General features: G+C 51.1%; 14 protein-coding genes. 6 read left to right on the top strand and 8 right to left on the bottom strand.

Annotated features, from left to right (window positions below; translation table 11 throughout):
- Nucleotides 1-154: 154 nt before the first annotated feature.
- The 5 genes from htpG to apt form a co-directional block, all read right to left on the bottom strand.
- Nucleotides 155-2,029, bottom strand: coding sequence for a molecular chaperone HtpG (gene htpG / locus X965_RS01100; RefSeq protein WP_036412853.1), 1,875 nt, complete (start codon nt 2,027-2,029; stop codon nt 155-157).
- Nucleotides 2,030-2,191: 162 nt separating this feature from the next.
- Nucleotides 2,192-2,809: a recombination mediator RecR gene (recR, locus tag X965_RS01095; RefSeq protein ID WP_004236484.1), complete on the bottom strand. Its 618-nt coding sequence runs from the start codon at nt 2,807-2,809 to the stop codon at nt 2,192-2,194.
- Nucleotides 2,809-3,138 carry a YbaB/EbfC family nucleoid-associated protein gene (locus X965_RS01090; protein WP_015422952.1) on the bottom strand — a complete coding sequence of 110 codons (330 nt, stop codon included), beginning with the start codon at nt 3,136-3,138 and terminating at the stop codon, nt 2,809-2,811. The genes recR and X965_RS01090 overlap by 1 nt, the downstream gene beginning before the upstream one ends.
- Nucleotides 3,139-3,182: 44 nt before the next feature.
- Entirely contained in the window at nt 3,183-5,114 is a 1,932-nt protein-coding gene (gene dnaX, locus X965_RS01085; protein WP_032097920.1) for a DNA polymerase III subunit gamma/tau, read from the bottom strand.
- A gap of 94 nt (nt 5,115-5,208) precedes the next feature.
- Nucleotides 5,209-5,772 carry an adenine phosphoribosyltransferase gene (gene apt, locus X965_RS01080; RefSeq protein ID WP_024474610.1) on the bottom strand — a complete coding sequence of 188 codons (564 nt, stop codon included), beginning with the start codon at nt 5,770-5,772 and terminating at the stop codon, nt 5,209-5,211.
- 176 nt (nt 5,773-5,948) lie between these two features.
- On the opposite strand from apt, the gene priC reads away from it, so the two are divergent.
- Nucleotides 5,949-6,494 (top strand): primosomal replication protein PriC, encoded by a 546-nt coding sequence (gene priC / locus X965_RS01075; protein WP_036416664.1) that lies wholly within the window; start codon nt 5,949-5,951, stop codon nt 6,492-6,494.
- Nucleotides 6,495-6,512: 18 nt separating this feature from the next.
- Entirely contained in the window at nt 6,513-6,677 is a 165-nt protein-coding gene (gene rsmS / locus X965_RS18820; protein ID WP_004236479.1) for a pleiotropic regulatory protein RsmS, read from the top strand.
- On the opposite strand, the gene mscK is transcribed toward rsmS, so the two are convergent.
- From mscK to acrR, 3 genes are read right to left on the bottom strand one after another with little or no spacing between them, the layout of a single operon-like run.
- Nucleotides 6,665-10,081: a mechanosensitive channel MscK gene (gene mscK / locus X965_RS01070; protein ID WP_082457266.1), complete on the bottom strand. Its 3,417-nt coding sequence runs from the start codon at nt 10,079-10,081 to the stop codon at nt 6,665-6,667. The genes rsmS and mscK overlap by 13 nt on opposite strands.
- 54 nt (nt 10,082-10,135) lie before the next feature.
- Complete coding sequence (locus tag X965_RS01065) at nt 10,136-10,489, bottom strand: DsrE/DsrF/TusD sulfur relay family protein (RefSeq protein WP_004236477.1); 354 nt, start codon at nt 10,487-10,489, stop codon at nt 10,136-10,138.
- A gap of 37 nt (nt 10,490-10,526) precedes the next feature.
- Entirely contained in the window at nt 10,527-11,174 is a 648-nt protein-coding gene (gene acrR, locus X965_RS01060) for a multidrug efflux transporter transcriptional repressor AcrR (protein WP_004236476.1), read from the bottom strand.
- 125 nt (nt 11,175-11,299) lie between these two features.
- Here acrR and X965_RS01055 point away from each other — a divergent pair, with 125 nt between their 5' ends.
- From X965_RS01055 to X965_RS01040, 4 genes are all read left to right on the top strand, one after another.
- Entirely contained in the window at nt 11,300-12,496 is a 1,197-nt protein-coding gene (locus X965_RS01055; protein ID WP_015422955.1) for an efflux RND transporter periplasmic adaptor subunit, read from the top strand.
- 14 nt (nt 12,497-12,510) lie between these two features.
- Complete coding sequence (locus X965_RS01050) at nt 12,511-15,687, top strand: efflux RND transporter permease subunit (protein WP_015422956.1); 3,177 nt, start codon at nt 12,511-12,513, stop codon at nt 15,685-15,687.
- Between the two features lie 562 nt (nt 15,688-16,249).
- On the top strand, nt 16,250-16,609 hold the full coding sequence (tomB, locus tag X965_RS01045; protein WP_004236473.1) for an Hha toxicity modulator TomB: 360 nt from the start codon (nt 16,250-16,252) through the stop codon (nt 16,607-16,609).
- 63 nt (nt 16,610-16,672) lie between these two features.
- The gene (locus tag X965_RS01040) at nt 16,673-16,876 is read left to right on the top strand and encodes an HHA domain-containing protein (RefSeq protein ID WP_024474604.1); all 204 of its coding nucleotides are present in this window, start codon (nt 16,673-16,675) and stop codon (nt 16,874-16,876) included.
- Nucleotides 16,877-17,103 lie beyond the last annotated feature (227 nt).

Below are 17,103 nucleotides of genomic sequence, written 5' to 3'. Positions count from 1 at the left end.
CCATTTGTCAGGGTATGGACTCAAGAAAAGCGGGGAAACTCTGACGTTCGTTTTTCCTCATTTCAATAAAAAAACCACATGATCGTCATGAAATCATGTGGTTTTTAAGCGGGTTATGCGCGATTGTGCTCACCCGGCGCGGGAACGCCTGTTTTTAGCCTAATAACAGACTATTCATCCGGGAAACAAATTCGTTCGGATCTTCCAGGGTTCCGCGTTCAACAAACAGTGCCTGGTCGAGCAGCAGATTGATCCAGTCGGCAAAGCGGCTTTCGTCCTGCTGTTCTGCGGCCAGTTTCACCAGCGGATGCTCCGGATTCAGCTCGAAGTTGTATTTCACTTCCGGTGCCTGCTGGCCGGCGGCGGCAAACAGTTTCGCCATCTGAGTGCTCATATCATCGGCGTCGGTGGTGACAATCGCCGGGGTGGAGGTCAGACGATGGGTCAGTTTCACCTCTTTCACACGGTCGCCGAGCAGTGTTTTCACACGCTCAACAAACGGAGCCAGCTCTTTATCCGCTTCTTCTTTCGCTGCCGGATCTTCATCCGCCAGTTTTTCCAGCGATTCATCCGCTTTGCTGACAGACTGGAAGGTTTTACCCTCAAATTCATTGAGGTAATTCATCATCCACTCATCGATACGATCGGAGAGCAGCAGCACTTCAATGCCTTTCTTACGGAACAGTTCCAGGTGCGGGCTGTTTTTCGCAGCCGCATAGCTGTCTGCGGTGATGTAGTAAATTTTCTCCTGACCTTCCGCCATGCGGGATACATAATCCGCCAGGGAAACGGTCTGCGCGGAGGTGTCTTCCTTCGTGCTGGCAAAACGCAGCAGTTTGGCGATCAGCTCCGCATTGGTGCTGTCCTCACCCGGGCCTTCTTTCAGAACCAGGCCGAACTGCTGCCAGAAGGTCTGGTATTTTTCCGCGTCATTATTGGCCAGTTTTTCCAGCATCTGCAGAACACGTTTGGTCAGTGCGCTGCGCAGGCTGCGGGTGACGGCACTGTCCTGTAAAATCTCACGGGAAACGTTGAGCGGCAGATCATTGGAATCTATCAGGCCGCGCACAAAGCGCAGATAGTTCGGCATAAACTGTTCCGCGTCATCCATGATAAACACGCGCTGGACATACAGGCTCAGGCCACGGCGCTGGTCGCGGTGCCACAGGTCAAACGGAGCCACGGACGGGATATAGAGCAGGCTGGTGTACTCCTGCTTCCCTTCCACGCGGTTATGCGCCCATGTCAGCGGATCAGCGAAATCGTGGGAGAGATGCTTGTAAAACTCATTATATTCTTCATCACTGATATCGTTCTTATTGCGCGTCCACAGTGCCTGAGCTTTGTTGATTTTTTCCCATATAACAGTGCCGTCTTCTTCATTTTTGCTTTCGATTTCCACCGGCAGCGCAATATGGTCGGAATATTTGCCGATAACCGAGCGCAGACGCCAGTCATCGAGGAATTCATCTTCCCCTTCACGGAAATGCAGGGTGATTTCGGTACCGCGTGAATCCTTATGGGTTTTGGCGATGGAGTAATCCCCTTCCCCTTCAGATTCCCAGAACACCGCCTGATCAGACGGCACACCCGCCGCACGGGTGATCACAGTGACTTTGTCCGCCACAATAAAAGCGGAGTAGAAGCCCACCCCGAACTGGCCGATCAGCTGGCTGTCTTTGGCCGCGTCAGAGCCGAGTGATTCCAGGAAAGCTTTGGTGCCGGATTTGGCAATGGTACCCAGGTTGTCGATGACCTCATCGCGGGTCATCCCGATACCGTTATCACTGATGGTCAGAGTGCGCTTTTCTTTATCAGCGGACAGCCGGACATGCAGATCACCGTCATTTTCATACAGTGAACTGTCGGATAAGGCACGGAAACGCAGCTTATCGGCCGCATCAGAAGCGTTGGAGATAAGCTCGCGCAGGAAAATTTCTTTGTTGGAATAAAGTGAGTGGATCATTAACTGCAGAAGTTGTTTTACTTCTGACTGAAAACCACGGGTTTCTTGTTCTTGCAGACTCATGAATAACCTCAGACTGACTTATCAACGAAAAAAAACAGGATAAAAATCAGGTGGGGCCGGTCTTTGGGTTTTCAAGGCAAACGGGGAATTTTTTGTGACAATTCTGAGGAAAAGTGACAGACGGCACAGGCCGTCTGTCCGGGTAACAGGCAGAAACCGCCGTCAGTAATCGCTGTTGTAACGGATTTTCTGACGTCCGGCGATGGAGTGGGACAAGGTCGTGCCATCCACCATTTCCAGCTCACCGCCGACCGGTACGCCGTGGGCGATACGGCTGGCGGAAACATCATACTGCGCGCACATTTCCGCAATATAGTTGGCAGTGGCTTCCCCTTCCACTGTCGGATTGGTAGCCAGGATCACCTCAGTGATGGTTTCCTGAGACAGCCGCTCCTCCAGTTTATCCAGCCCGATATCCATCGGACCGATGCCGTCCAGCGGTGACAGGTGTCCCATCAGCACAAAGTAGCGGCCGGAGAACTGCCCTGTCTGCTCAATCGCGTGGATATCCGCCGGGCTTTCCACCACACAGATAAGACCGGTCTGCTGACGGCGCGGGTTGGCGCAGATAGTGCACTGTTCCTGCTCGGTAAAGGTCCGGCAGTCCCGGCAGTGGCCGATTTCCGACATGGCACGGGTCAGTGCCTGTGCCAGACGCATCCCGCCGCTGCGGTCGCGCTGTAACAGCTGAAACGCCATACGCTGTGCCGATTTCGGCCCGACGCCCGGCAGGCAGCGCAGGGCGTCCATCAGTGCTTCAAGAAGCGGACTGGTTTGCATCAGAACGGCATCTTAAAGCCCGGCGGCAGCTGCATTCCGCTGGAGACTGACGCCATTTTTTCTTTCTGGGTTTCGTCGATACGACGCGCGGCATCATTGAATGCGGCAGCAATCAGATCTTCGAGCATCTCTTTGTCGTCTTCCATCAGGCTTGGGTCGATTTCCACGCGGCGGCAGTTATGTGCGCCGTTGATAGTCACTTTAACCAGGCCTGCACCGGATTCACCGGTGACTTCCGTATTTGCAATCTCTTCCTGCATCTGCTGCATTTTATCCTGCATTTGCTGGGCTTGTTTCATGAGATTGCCCAAACCGCCTTTACCGAACATAGTTTTCTCTCTTTGACTAAATTGCGTATTCTAACGCAAGGTGGTTAAACAGGCCGGATACTCTCTTCATCCAGTTCCGCATCAAAAAAGGTCAGCAGAGTCTGAATGGTTTTATCCGTCACAATGGACTGACGCGCCTGCGCCAGCATCTCTTCATAGATAGCCTGCCGCCATTCCAGCGGCGTTTTCATGCTGACATCATCGTCTTCACAAATTGTGAGACTGATAACTTTACCATAAAGTTCACTCAGTGCATCACTCAGCACGCTGTGTGCTGATTTTGAATTCAGGTGGCGCTGTGAGGTGCGCAGATGCAGACAGATACTGTCTTCCCCGGTCTGCTCTTTCACCGCGTTCAGCGCCAGTTGCTGCACCAGTTTCGGCAGCTGCATTTTATCAATATCCGCCGCCCACGGATCCCGTTCCCGGGCAGCAACAGCCAGTTTTTCAGCCACTTCCGGCGTTTTTTCGTGCTCAAGGGCTTTTTTGATATCTTTCGGCCGCGCAACCGGGGGTTTCTCTTCCGGTTCATCCTGTTTCTGCGGACGCCACTGATACGGCTGCGGTTTACCGGATACTTTCGGCTGCGGTGCAGACACAGCACGGCCCCGGCGGTTTTCAGTCACGGCAGCGAGTCGCTCCAGTGCTGAGTTCGCCGGTTTACCCTTCTCTGTTGAGGTAACCGGCTCAGACTTTTTTGACGGCGGGATCTCCTGCCGGTTCAGTGCGTCACGGGCTTTCAGCAACTGAGCTGTCGGGTTGTTTTCCGTTTCCTGCGGCATCGCCGGCGGCGGCGTACTGCGCGCCGGTGCGGCCGGTGCCGCTGTCTGCGGCTGTGACGGCAGAGAGACCGGTACCACGGACGGCGCGGTGATCACTTCATCAATCACATTACGCGGATGAAATGCCAGTGCGCGCAGCAGTGCCATTTCAGCGCCCATGCGTCTGTCAGGGGCATACGGCAGCTCTTTGCGGCCGACCAGCAGTGTCTGATAATAGAGTTGCAGATCCGCCGGGGCAATGGCCCGGGCCAGGATGCGCAGACGTTCTTCTGTCACCCCGGCACTGTTATCCTGTACCGGCAGCAGTTGCAGCATGGCGATTTTATGCAGCGCGGCCAGCATTTCTGTCAGCAGGTTATCCCAGTCCGCGCCCCGTGATGCGGCATCATTCACGCCGTTCATCACCTGAACGCCATCCCCTTTCACCAGGGCTTCCAGGATAGTCAGCGGCTGTTCGTCGTCCAGAGTGCCGAGCATCTGCGTTACCACGTCGGTGGTCACTTTTCCGGCCCCCAGGGCAATCGCCTGGTCCGCCAGACTCAGCGCGTCACGCATACTGCCGTCTGCGGCACGGGCCAGTAACAGCCGTGCACGGGCATCGTTTTCAATCTGTTCTGCGGTCAGAATGGTATCGAGCTGCTGACTGATCTGATCCACATCCAGCGCTTTGAGATGGAACTGTAAGCAGCGGGATAAAATCGTCACCGGCAGTTTTTGCGGATCGGTGGTTGCCAGCAGGAATTTGACGTGCTCCGGCGGCTCTTCCAGGGTTTTCAGCAGCGCATTAAAGCTGTGACGGGAGAGCATGTGAACTTCGTCGATAAGATAGACTTTGAAACGCCCGCGCGACGGGGCGTACTGGACGTTATCCAGCAGTTCACGGGTATCTTCCACCTTGGTGCGCGATGCGGCATCGATCTCAATCAGATCAACAAACCGCCCCTGCTCAATTTCCAGGCAGTTCTGGCATTTACCGCACGGCGTGGCCGTGATGCCCTGCTCACAGTTAAGACCTTTGGCAAACAGGCGTGCCAGGGTGGTTTTTCCGACCCCGCGGGTACCGGAAAAGAGATAGGCATGATGCAGCCGCTGATGTTCCAGCCCGTTTGCGAGCGCTGTCAGAACATGCTGCTGACCGATAACCTGTGAAAATGTTTGTGGTCGCCACTTACGGGCAAGGACTTGATAGCTCATGGATTCCGCAGAGAGTGAACATGATTTTCCATCATGCTACCACAGCCTCACCACAATGGGCGAGGCTGAGTTTGCGTTTAATACGGGGAGAGACTCAGCCGCCGGCATATTCCAGCAGGCAGAAGCTGTGCACACCTTCCGCTTCAAGGCGTTCCGCGCCGCCGAGATCAGGCAGGCCGATAATAAAGGCTGCTTCATGCACTTCACCGCCCAGACGACGGATCAGACGGATAGTCGCATTGACGGTACCGCCGGTGGCCAGCAGGTCATCGACAACCAGCACGTTGTCACCACTGCTGATGCTGTCTTTATGCATCTCCAGGGTATCAGTGCCGTATTCCAGATCATAGGTCTCGCTGAGGGTATCACACGGTAATTTCCCTTTTTTGCGGACCGGCACAAAGCCGACACCCAGACGTAACGCAACCGGTGCGCCGAATAAGAATCCACGGGCTTCAGTGCCCACGACTTTGGTGATTCCTTTGTCTGCGAAATGCTCCACCAGCATATCAATCGTCAGACGATAGGCTTCCGGGTTGGCCAGTAATGTGGTGATGTCGCGAAACAGTACCCCTTCCTTAGGATAGTCAGGGATAGTCCGGATACTTTCTTTAATAAATTGCAGTTGTTCAGCAGTTGCGCTCATAATGGGTGCCATAGAGATAACACGAAACCTCAGAATCTATGCAAATCAGGGGAAAATTGCAACCGTATCCCGTGACTTTGCCGATTATTTGTTGTTTTATATCAAACAGACTAAGAAATGCTTCTGTAACTATAGATCCTCAACAGATCCTCAACGACGATCCCGGGCACATTTCACTGAGGCGGATAATGAACACCAGACAATTGTTACAGGCGCTGCGACAGAAAATCAGCGCGCTGGAAACACAGATTGCCCCGATAGCAGACCGGGAACTGAGCCAGCGCCGCTTCGATGATACCCTGTTCGCCGCCCGTAATAAAACCCTGCGCCTGTGCATGGATGAATTACTGCACCATACTGACCAGCTGGCGCAGTGTGCGGACGAAAACAGGGCTGAGCAGGTACGTTTTCTGGCAGAAAAAATTGTCGCCCAGATTGCGGCACTGAACCGCGAGGCCGCCACTCAGGCGCTGCGGCAGAAAGAACAGAGCTATGTGAAACGGGACAGCCAGGTGGATCTGTATCAGCGTCTGGCGCAGCATCAGGATTATGAGCGCCGCCTGGCTCAGATGACCGATGACCGCGAACTGGCACTCGGCCGCGCACAGACCTTTGCCGAACAGCAAAAAATCCAGAAAGAGCTGGCGGCTCTGGCCGGACGCCTTGTCCGCTGCCGTCAGGCTTTACAGCGCATAGAGCGGCAGATTGAACGCCACGACGGCACCGAATTTTAATCAGATACCGGATACCCCATGAGTCTTGAAAATGCCCCCGATGAGGTAAAACTGGCGGTCGATCTTATCTGTCTGCTGGAAGAGAACCGCATCCCGGCCGCAACCGTGCTCGCGGCGTTACAGATTGTCCGCCGCGATTATGAAAACAAACTGCGCGATACAGAGAACGATCAGGCCGGCTGAGCGCCGTCATCCTTCTCTTTTCCCTGCACCTGTACTTCTTTGCCGCTGTTCTGATCGTGGAGATACACTTCCAGCTGATTGAAGGCGATATTAATATCGTTTTCGCGCGCCATCCGGTCAATCGCGCGGTTCACTTCATCCGTGGTGGCACTGCGGTCGCCGATAGTGCGCACATAGAAACGCAGCTGGTGATCGAGGCTGCTGGCACCAAACTCGGTGAAATACACACCCGGCGCCGGGTCGGTCATTACTTTCGGGTTATCCGTAGCCGCTTTCAGCAAGACCTCTTTCACCTTCGCCAGATCCGAGCCGTAAGCCACACCGACATTAATCACAATCCGCGTTACCGTATCAGAGAGTGACCAGTTGGTCAGGCGCTCGGTCATAAAGGCTTTGTTCGGGATAATGACTTCTTTGCGGTCAAAATCAATCACCGTGGTCGCACGGATGCGGATCTTGTTAACCGTACCGGAGAAAGTACCGATAGTGACGGTATCGCCGATACGGATCGGGCGTTCGAACAAAATAATGATACCCGAAACAAAGTTAGCAAAGATTTCCTGTAACCCGAAGCTGAGACCGAAGGTTAAGGCTGCTGCCAGCCACTGTAATTTACCCCACGACACCCCGAGGGTGCCGAACGCGGCAATCGTCCCGATCCCGACAATCATATAAGTCAGAATGGTGGTGATAGCGTACGAGGTGCCCTGGCGCAGCGAGAGCCGCGAGAGTACAAGGACTTCAAGCAGACCGGGCAGGTTGCGCATCATTATCCAGGACACCACCACAATCAGGACAGACAGGATCAGATCCCCGAGCGTGATTGCCTCCACCACATTCCCCAGCGCGGTATCGACGTTGTAATGCCACAGCGTGATACTGTCAAAGAAGGAGAAAATGGTAATAAAATCAGACCATATGCCGTAGAACGCCGCTGCAAAGACAATAAACAGAACCATCGAGGTCAGACGCAGTGACTGCTGGTTAATCAGCTCCATCGACATCGGCGGCTCTTCCACAATCACATCCGGGACATCATCCCCCTCATGCTGCTCTTTATGCTGAACCTGCTGTTTCTGCCGGCGGGCCAGCGCACGCTGATAGGTCAGACGCCGTGCCGCCAGTGCCAGGCCGCGCAGACTGGTATGATAGACGATATACCACAGCAGCAGCAGATAGAGACTGTCTATCCAGCGGCTGCTCAGGCGCAGTGCCGTGTAGTAATACCCCAGCCCGACCAGCACCACCAGTACCAGCGGGGAGAATGTCAGTAAAGTCAGCAGGAACGCCCGCACCAGATGAGAGCCCTTCTCGCGCCAGATTTCAATGCAGAACGGCAATGTGAATGCAAAGACAAACACCAGTGCCACCGGCACCACCAGCTGACCAATCACATCATCCACCAGGCGCAGCGGGTATTCCATCCCGTAAGCCGCCCACAGCATAATCGGCAGCAGCGGCAGCGCCAGGCGCACCAGTCTGCGGCGGCCGGTACGGCAGATTTCAGGATCGATCCCGAAGTGTGTGACTGCAATTCCCTCCGGTTTCATAATCCGGTAACTCCACTCGAACAGCACCCAGAAGAGAGCCAGCTGGCGGGAGATAGTCCACATCAGTGCGGAATCCGCACTGCCGGTTTTCAGGCAGAAATAGCCGAAGGCAATCACAAACAGTGAGGACGGCAGGGTTTTGATCAGCATCAGTCCCAGCGCCATTGGTGTGTAGATCTGGCGGTCTTTTTTCAGCCGCCCGACATCAGCATTAATTTCAGCAAGTTTGGTATCAATATTCTTGGTGCCGAAACGCAGCAGCAGCGCAATAATCAGCAGCGGAATAGTAATAAAGAGGGAATCGACAAAACCGTTGATCAGGCTTTGCAGCGACCAGTTCAGATCCAGTGACGTCAGTTCCTGTTTGGCCGCGCCCGGGAAGGACTGGAACCAGGCCAGGTTGACCGGTTTGTTACTGTTGACCCAGAAAATCTGCTGCGCGAGGGTTTTCTCCAGTGAGGACACCACGGTGACCAGTTGAGTCTGATCCAGCTGCAGGTTAATCGCCTGGGAAATCTGGTTACCCATCTGGGTATTCAGCTGATCCAATAAATCCTGACGGACAGACACCACCTGCATCAGCGCATGTTTCTGAGCCCGCAGCTCTGCTGCGGTCGCCGGCATATCATGGGTTTTGGCGTACTCGTCAATCATGGTGCTGACAAAGTTGTCCGGCTGATAAAGCTTGTCGCGCTGCTGGTTGATTTCAAACTGCGCCAAACGCATATCCGCAATCCGGTCCGGCAAATCTTTAATCAGCAAATCCGGCGGCAGGTAGATCTGCTCTTTAAACAGGATACGGGAGAGCAGCAGGCTGCCGCGCAGCACGGTGATCTGCTCTTTGAGGTTGCGCTCGGATTGCAGTGCGCGATCCAGAATACTGCGTACCTTAATAGAGCGCTGCACCAACTGGTTATTATCGCGGGTGGCGGCGACCAGTTTTTCACTTAAATCATGGTTGAGCGCGATTTCACGCTGCACCAGCGGATCATCCTGCATATTGCGCTGGGTATCATCCGAACTCTGCGCCTCTTTGGCCGCCTCTTCCGAATAATCCAGCCGCTTGCCGCTGACCGTTTCCTGAATTACATCAATATTACTTTCCAGCTGTTTGATGCGCTCCACCACATAGTCACGCTGCACCTGCAGCAGATTCTGTAACTGGGTGTTCGACTGTAATGCCCGTTTCTGATAATCAATCTGCTGCTGTAAGTAATACTGCTCCACCTGAAGGGCTTCAATTTCCGTCGGCCGCAGCACTTTCTGGGCCGCCATCGAATCATTCAGCAGGACGCGGATCTGCTGCAGACGCTGCACATTACCGTACATAATATTCTGTGCGCGCTCAGGCTGAGTCTGGAGAGCAATCAGATCACTATTATAAGAAGAGAGGTTATTCTGTGCGGTCTGCAACGCCTCAAGGGTGCTGTTAAGTTTCAGCTCCAGTTGCGAGAGCGGCAGATTTTCAATGGAGGCCCGGTATTCCGCCAGTCCTTCATCAGTTAATGATTTTATCTGCGTTAATTTTTGTGTGACCTGATCTGACAGTTTCGGGGCTTCATCCACCCGTTTTTTCAGTGCCTGTGATTTTTCTTTCAGGGCATCGAGATTGTCATAAAACACCAGCGCCCGCTCCAGATCCTGCACTGACAGCTTATCAGCGGCAGTCTGTTCTTTGCGGTTATTCAGGGCATTGAGTTCGGTCTGAATGGTGTTGCGGTCAGGAATATCCTGTACGGCCGCCACCGCGCTGTTCTGAACCAGCACCGGCAGCAGAAATATGAAACAGGTAAAAAGACGGAGGAAAATCTGCCTCAGCAGACCGGAAGCCGGGACACGGCTGATTCGCTTCATAATAATATCCACCTGTATCTGCCCTTCCCCGGCTGTCTGTTTCAGGTTATCTGATTAAAAGGTAATGATTTTTTCTGCATCAAGTGACCACTGCGCCAGCTCGGCCAGTGTCCCGACCTGCACGCCGTCCACCAGCGGAAGCTCAGTGATACCGCGGGCATCGGTGCAGGTTTTGCACAGCTTAATGTCTGTTTTCTGTGCCACCAGGATCTCCAGCATCTGTTTCAGGTTATAACCCTCTTTCGGCTGCTGACCGCGTAACCCGGCAACCACCGCATCTGACATCAGAAAAACATTCATCGGCACCTGACTGTCCTGCTCTTTAATCGCAATTGCCAGACGCAGTGCGTTAAATAAAGATTCACTGCCATACGCAGCGCCATTGGCAATAATTAATACAGGCTTCATACATGATATCCTTAAGGTTAATGTTATAAAATGTAAATCAGGCGTCTGCCGGCGGTAGCTGCATATTTTTACTGAGCATTAACATATCCAGATAACCGTCAACCAAATATTCAGCCTGCCCGCTGATATTAAAACTCTCGCTGGAAAAGAGCCAGTTTTCTAACAGCCCGGTTATCATTCCGCGCAGCATGATGGCGGCACGACGCAGGTCGAGAGTAGAAGGCAGCAGCCCCAGTGTGACACTTTCAATCAGGAACGACTCTATTCTTGAGTATTCCGCAGCATATAAATTTTGTCTGATGGTAATTAATTCGCTCATTTCACCGGTAAATTCACATTTATGAAATGAAATGCTCAGAATAGCCCGCATTTTGGGATCGGAAGCCACAGACGTCAGAATGTAAATTAATATTTTCTTAAACACTAAAAGTGGATTATCCGGGTATTTTGCCCGATACTCTTGTTCAATAAAGCCAATTTTCGTATCGGTTATCGAACAGACTTCAGTAAACAGATCAACTTTATTTTTGAAGTGCCAATAGATCGCACCACGGGTCACACCTGCTTGTTTTGCAATATCCACTAATGACGTCGCAGACACGCCCTGCTCACTGAAGGCGGTTAACGCGGCATCAATAATCTGGCGGCGGGTTTCTCCGGCCTGTTGTTTAGTTTTTCGTGCCATGTAAGGCCTGTGTCATCTGAAGTTAATTTACATACATTCGTGTATGTTTGTATTATAGCACGCTGATTTATTAGTTAATCAACCATATTTACCGGTTAAAAATCGACATTTTATAGAGGTTTACTATGCGAAAAAACAGAGGCGTTCTACCTCTGGCGATGCTCGTTCTGTCCGGGAGCTTTCTGCTGTCCGGATGTGGTGAAGAGCAGAAGCAAGGGGGCGAAATGCCACCGCCGGATGTTAAAGTCGTCACACTGAAAGCTGCACCACTGACAGTGAGCACGGAACTGCCGGGACGAACTTCTGCTTACCGCATCGCGGAAGTGCGCCCTCAGGTCGGCGGCATTATTTTAAAACGCAACTACAAAGAAGGAAGTGACGTCAAAGAAGGCGAATCGCTCTATCAAATTGATCCGGCTCCTTTTCAGGCCACGCTGAACAGCGCGCAGGCTGAACTGGCAAAAGCCAGAGCGAATGCCGAACTGGCCCGCCTGACAGTGAACCGCTATAAACCGTTGCTGGGAACAAACTATATCAGCCGCCAGGATTATGATGAGGCTGTCTCCACACATGCACAGGCTCAGGCTGCGGTCCGGGCTGCACAGGCAGCTGTTCAGACAGCACAAATCAACCTGAACTATACCAAAGTCACTTCACCGATTTCCGGTCTGTCCGGTAAATCAAACGTGACTGAAGGTGCATTAGTGGCAACAGGTCAGAGCCAGCCGCTGACACTGGTTCAGCAGATTGACCCTATCTATGTGGATGTGACCCAGTCCAGCGATGATTATCTGCGCCTGAAACACGAAATCGCCAGCGGTGCCGTGGATAAAGAACAGGGCAAAGTTGCGGTCAGCCTGGTGACAGCTGAAAACAAAGATTATACCCATAAAGGTTATCTGGAATTCTCCGATGTGACTGTCGACGAAACCACCGGCTCCATCACCATGCGTGCTGTGTTCCCTAACCCGCAGGAATCCCTGCTGCCGGGCATGTTTGTCCGCGCCCGTGTGGATGAAGGTGTGCGTCCTGACGCCATCCTGGTTCCGCAGCAAGGGGTTATCCGTACAGCAAAAGGCGGTGCGGTGGTTAACGTGGTTAACGCCAAAAACGAAATCGAAGTCCGTCCGGTCACTGTCGGCCAGGCATATGGTAACAAATGGCTGGTTACCGCCGGTGTGAATAACGGCGAACGTGTTGTTGTCGAAGGCTTCCAGAAAATCAAGCAGGGTGCTGTCGTTAAGGCAACAGAGGTGGATTTAAATGCACAGCCGGCAACAGCTGCGCCGAAAGAAACTGAATCTGCCAGGAAGTCCCAATAAGGAGTCAGTGATTCATGCCAAAGTTTTTTATTGAAAGACCGATATTTGCATGGGTAATCGCCATTATTACCATGCTTGCAGGTCTGTTGGCGATCATGAAACTGCCGGTGGCACAGTATCCGACTGTTGCCCCGCCGGCGATTTCGATTTCCGCAACCTATCCGGGTGCGGATGCCGAGACGGTTCAGAATACGGTAACCCAGGTTATCGAACAGAACATGAACGGTATCGACAAAATGGTGTACATGTCTTCAACCAGTGACTCAGCAGGTAACATGAGTATCTCGCTGACCTTTGAAGCTGACGCCGATCCGGATATTGCCCAGGTTCAGGTACAGAACAAACTGCAGCTGGCTATGCCGTTACTGCCGCAGGAAGTGCAGCAACAGGGGATTACGGTTCAGAAATCAACCAGCTCCTTCCTGTTGGTTGCCGCGTTTATTTCCGATGATAAAGACATGACGCAGGATGATATTGCGGACTATGTCGGTTCAAACGTGAAAGACCCGCTCAGCCGTGTAACCGGTGTGGGGGAAACCCAGCTCTTCGGTACCCAGTACGCCATGCGTATCTGGCTCGATCCCGATAAACTGGTGAAGTACAACCTGACCACTGTCGATGTTATCAATTCGATTAAAATTCAGAACAACCAGGTTGCTGCCGGTCAGCTCGGGGGAACGCCCTCTGTTAAAGATCAGCGTCTGAACGCATCGATCATTGCACAGACCCGGCTGAATACTCCTGAGCAGTTCCAGGAAATCATGCTGCGCGTGAATACTGACGGTTCTGTTGTCCGTCTGAAAGACGTTGCTTATGTGGAACTCGGTGCAGAGAACTACGGGATTATCGCGCGTTATAACGGTAAACCATCTGCCGGTATCGGGGTTAAACTTGCCACAGGGGCCAACGCCCTGGATACAGCAAACGCAGTTCGTGAAAAACTGGCTGAAATGCAGCCGTATTTCCCGGACGGAATGCAGGTTGTTTATCCATACGATACAACACCATTCGTTAAAATCTCCATTTTCGAAGTGGTGAAAACACTGGTCGAAGCAATCATGCTGGTGTTTGTGGTGATGTATCTGTTCCTGCAAAATTTCCGTGCAACATTGATCCCGACTATCGCTGTTCCGGTCGTGTTATTAGGTACATTCGCCGTTCTTGCCGCCTTCGGGTATTCGATAAATACCCTGACGATGTTCGCGATGGTGCTGGCCATCGGCCTGCTGGTGGATGACGCCATCGTGGTGGTGGAAAACGTTGAACGTGTTATGCAGGAAACCGGCCTGCCGCCGAAAGAAGCCACAAAAGTATCGATGGGGCAGATTCAGGGTGCCCTGATGGGTATCGCCATGGTGCTTTCTGCGGTATTTATTCCGATGGCGTTCTTCGGGGGTTCAACCGGGGCAATTTACCGTCAGTTCTCTGTAACTATCGTATCAGCCATGATCCTGTCAGTATTAGTGGCATTAATTCTGACACCGGCCCTGTGTTCCACCATGCTGAAGCCTATCAAACAGGGCAGCCACGGTGCTCAGACCGGATTCTTCGGCTGGTTCAACCGGATCTTTGAGAAACAGACTCACCACTATACTGACAGCGTGGGTCGCATGCTGCGCGGTACCGGTCGTTATCTGCTGCTGTATGTTGTGCTGGTTGCAGCCATGATTGTGATGTTTGTCCGTCTGCCGTCTTCCTTCTTACCGGAAGAAGACCAGGGGGTATTCCTTGCCATGGTTCAGTTACCTCCGGGCTCCACACAGGAACAGACTCAGGTTGTCCTTAATGAAGTCAGTGATTACTTCATTAATACTGAGAAGAATGTGGTGGAATCTGCCTTTACCGTTAACGGCTTCGGTTTCGCCGGTCAGGGACAGAACATGGGTCTGGCTTTCGTTGTCCTGAAAAACTGGGATGAACGTAAAGCGAAAGAAGATAAAGTGGAAGCTATTGTCGGCCGTGCCAACGCGAAATTCAGCCAGAATTCAGGCGCAATTATTTATGCGTTCAACATTCCGGCAATTGTTGAGCTCGGCACATCCAGCGGCTTTGACCTTGAACTGATGGACAATGCCAACCACGGACATGAAGCTCTGACTCAGGCCCGTAACCAGTTACTGGGACTTGCAGGCAAACATCCGGATATGCTGGTTCAGGTTCGTCCGAACGGGATGGAAGATACATCTCAGTATCATCTCTATGTTGATCAGCAGAAAGCTGAAGCATTAGGTGTGGACATCAGCACTATCAATGCGACAATGAGCACCATGTTCGGCGGAACATACGTCAACGACTTTATCGATCGCGGACGTGTCAAAAAAGTCTATATTCAGAGTGATGCACAATTCCGTATGCTTCCTCAGAATATTTCTGAACAGTATGTCCGCAATAACAACGGTCAGATGGTTCCGTTCTCCGCCTTTGTTGATACGAAGAAAGATCCGTGGTCATTTGGTTCACCACGTCTGGAGCGTTACAACGGTTTACCGGCTATGCAGATTCAGGGGAGTGCCGCACCGGGTAAAAGTAGTGGTGATGCGATGAACCTGATGGAAGACCTGGCAAAAGAATTGCCGCCTGGCTTCGGCGTTGAGTGGACAGGTATGTCTTATCAGGAAAAAATGTCCGGTAACCAGGCGCCTGCGCTGTATACCATCTCACTCATTATCGTCTTCCTTTGTCTGGCAGCGTTATATGAAAGCTGGTCGGTTCCGTTCTCTGTTATGCTGGTCGTTCCGCTCGGGGTTATCGGCGCGCTGTTGCTGACCCATGCACGCGGGCTGGAAAACGACGTGTACTTCAAGGTCGGCCTGCTGACAACCATCGGTCTGTCGGCGAAGAACGCCATCCTGATTGTGGAATTCGCCAAAGACCTGATGGAGAAAGAAGGTAAAGGGCTGATTGAAGCAACACTGGAAGCCGTTAAGATGCGTCTGCGTCCTATCCTGATGACATCACTGGCCTTTATGCTCGGGGTTATTCCGTTAGTCCTGAGTAACGGTGCCGGTTCCGGTGCACAGAACGCCGTAGGTACAGGTGTGTTCGGTGGTATGATCGCCGCAACCTCACTGGCTATCTTCTTCGTACCGGTCTTCTATGTGGTTATCCGCCGCCGCTTCAGTAAGAAGAATGAGGACATTGAGCATGCTCATGCGGTAACGCAAAAGAGCGATAGTCCTGACGGATTTTAATCCTGCTTAAACATAAAAAGGTCACATTAGTGACCTTTTTTATTTTTTTGACATGATGAATATTTTTAAATTTGAGTAAGAAAAACTTAAATAAACAATAGATGAATGTAAATTATAACATTTTGCAAATGTAAGGTTTTGTCATAACACGTTATGATTCATCACCTGCCCTTTCCCATAAAAATTCAGTAAATTTAAGCAGATGAGTAATTATAACCTGTGTATCAGCGCATTTATTCTGCATTTAAATTTACTTTTTTTGTATTTTGGCTAGTGACAAGAGCGGAAATAGTGTTATATTACTAACAGGGTTAACTCAGACCTTTTTATTCACATCTTTTTCCGGAACATCACGTTCACTGACTGAAACAGATTAACACGTAATCAGCGTCTGGTTATCCGCTTGTGCTGAACGGAACTTTACATTACCTTTATTTATAACTAAAGGCTGATGATATATATAATACACCGACGTCGATAACGTAATAACTTACTCATGTGTTAATTATAATTTAACGTTTTTCAGCGCCTTATCATTCCCGGTTACATTCAGGAGGTGATTATGGACGAGTATTCTCCACGAAATTACGATATTGCGGTACTGAAGTATCTGTGTGATGAACTTTGCCGTGAAGGCACACAAACCCTCATCAGAAGCAATAATTATTGGGTTAATGATTTAGCCTCAGATTCAAACTTAAAACTTAACGAATTATTAGGTTACATTGCTGACGTGGCCTGGAGTTTTAAGATAAAACATACACAAAATAAGGATCTCATCTCATTTGTCGATGAATACATCGATGAAACTTACGCGCTGTTTGGTCAGATGGAAGTTTCGTTTAATGACGTTGAGGAATGGAAGAAGATGGCATCACTGGTAAGCAGCATGCTGACCAGCGAGGGGCATCTTGTCCACTAACGGAATACAGACTTATATATCAGTATATTGCGTACTAACAACTCAGCAAGAAGATAACATATGATGACTAAACTGGACTATCTCATGCGCTTACGTAAGTGCACTTCTATTGAAACACTGGAACGTGTCATTGAGAAAAACAAATATGAACTGACTGATGATGAGCTGGAGGTTTTTTATTCAGCAGCCGATCATCGTCTGGCCGAATTAACCATGAATAAACTGTATGACAAAATCCCGGCATCTGTCTGGAAATTTGTCCGTTAATTCAAACTGCTGTAACCGCCTCTCTTTCAGGCAATAGTCTTATTTTTAGTGATCCCGGGCCAAAGGCACAGCTGACTGACTTTGGCTTCCGATCATGCCCGCTATTTATCCCGCTATTCTTTACGTATATTACGATACAGATATAATTTATAACAAAAGCATATATTTTATGTTTGTTTCACTCACCAGATTATTAAATGACGATACCCATTTATTAAACTCAATGT

The sequence above is a fragment of the Morganella sp. EGD-HP17 genome (assembly GCF_000512315.2).
Classification (GTDB): Bacteria; Pseudomonadota; Gammaproteobacteria; order Enterobacterales; family Enterobacteriaceae; genus Morganella; species Morganella morganii.
This window is presented reverse-complemented; position numbering and strand designations above follow the sequence as displayed.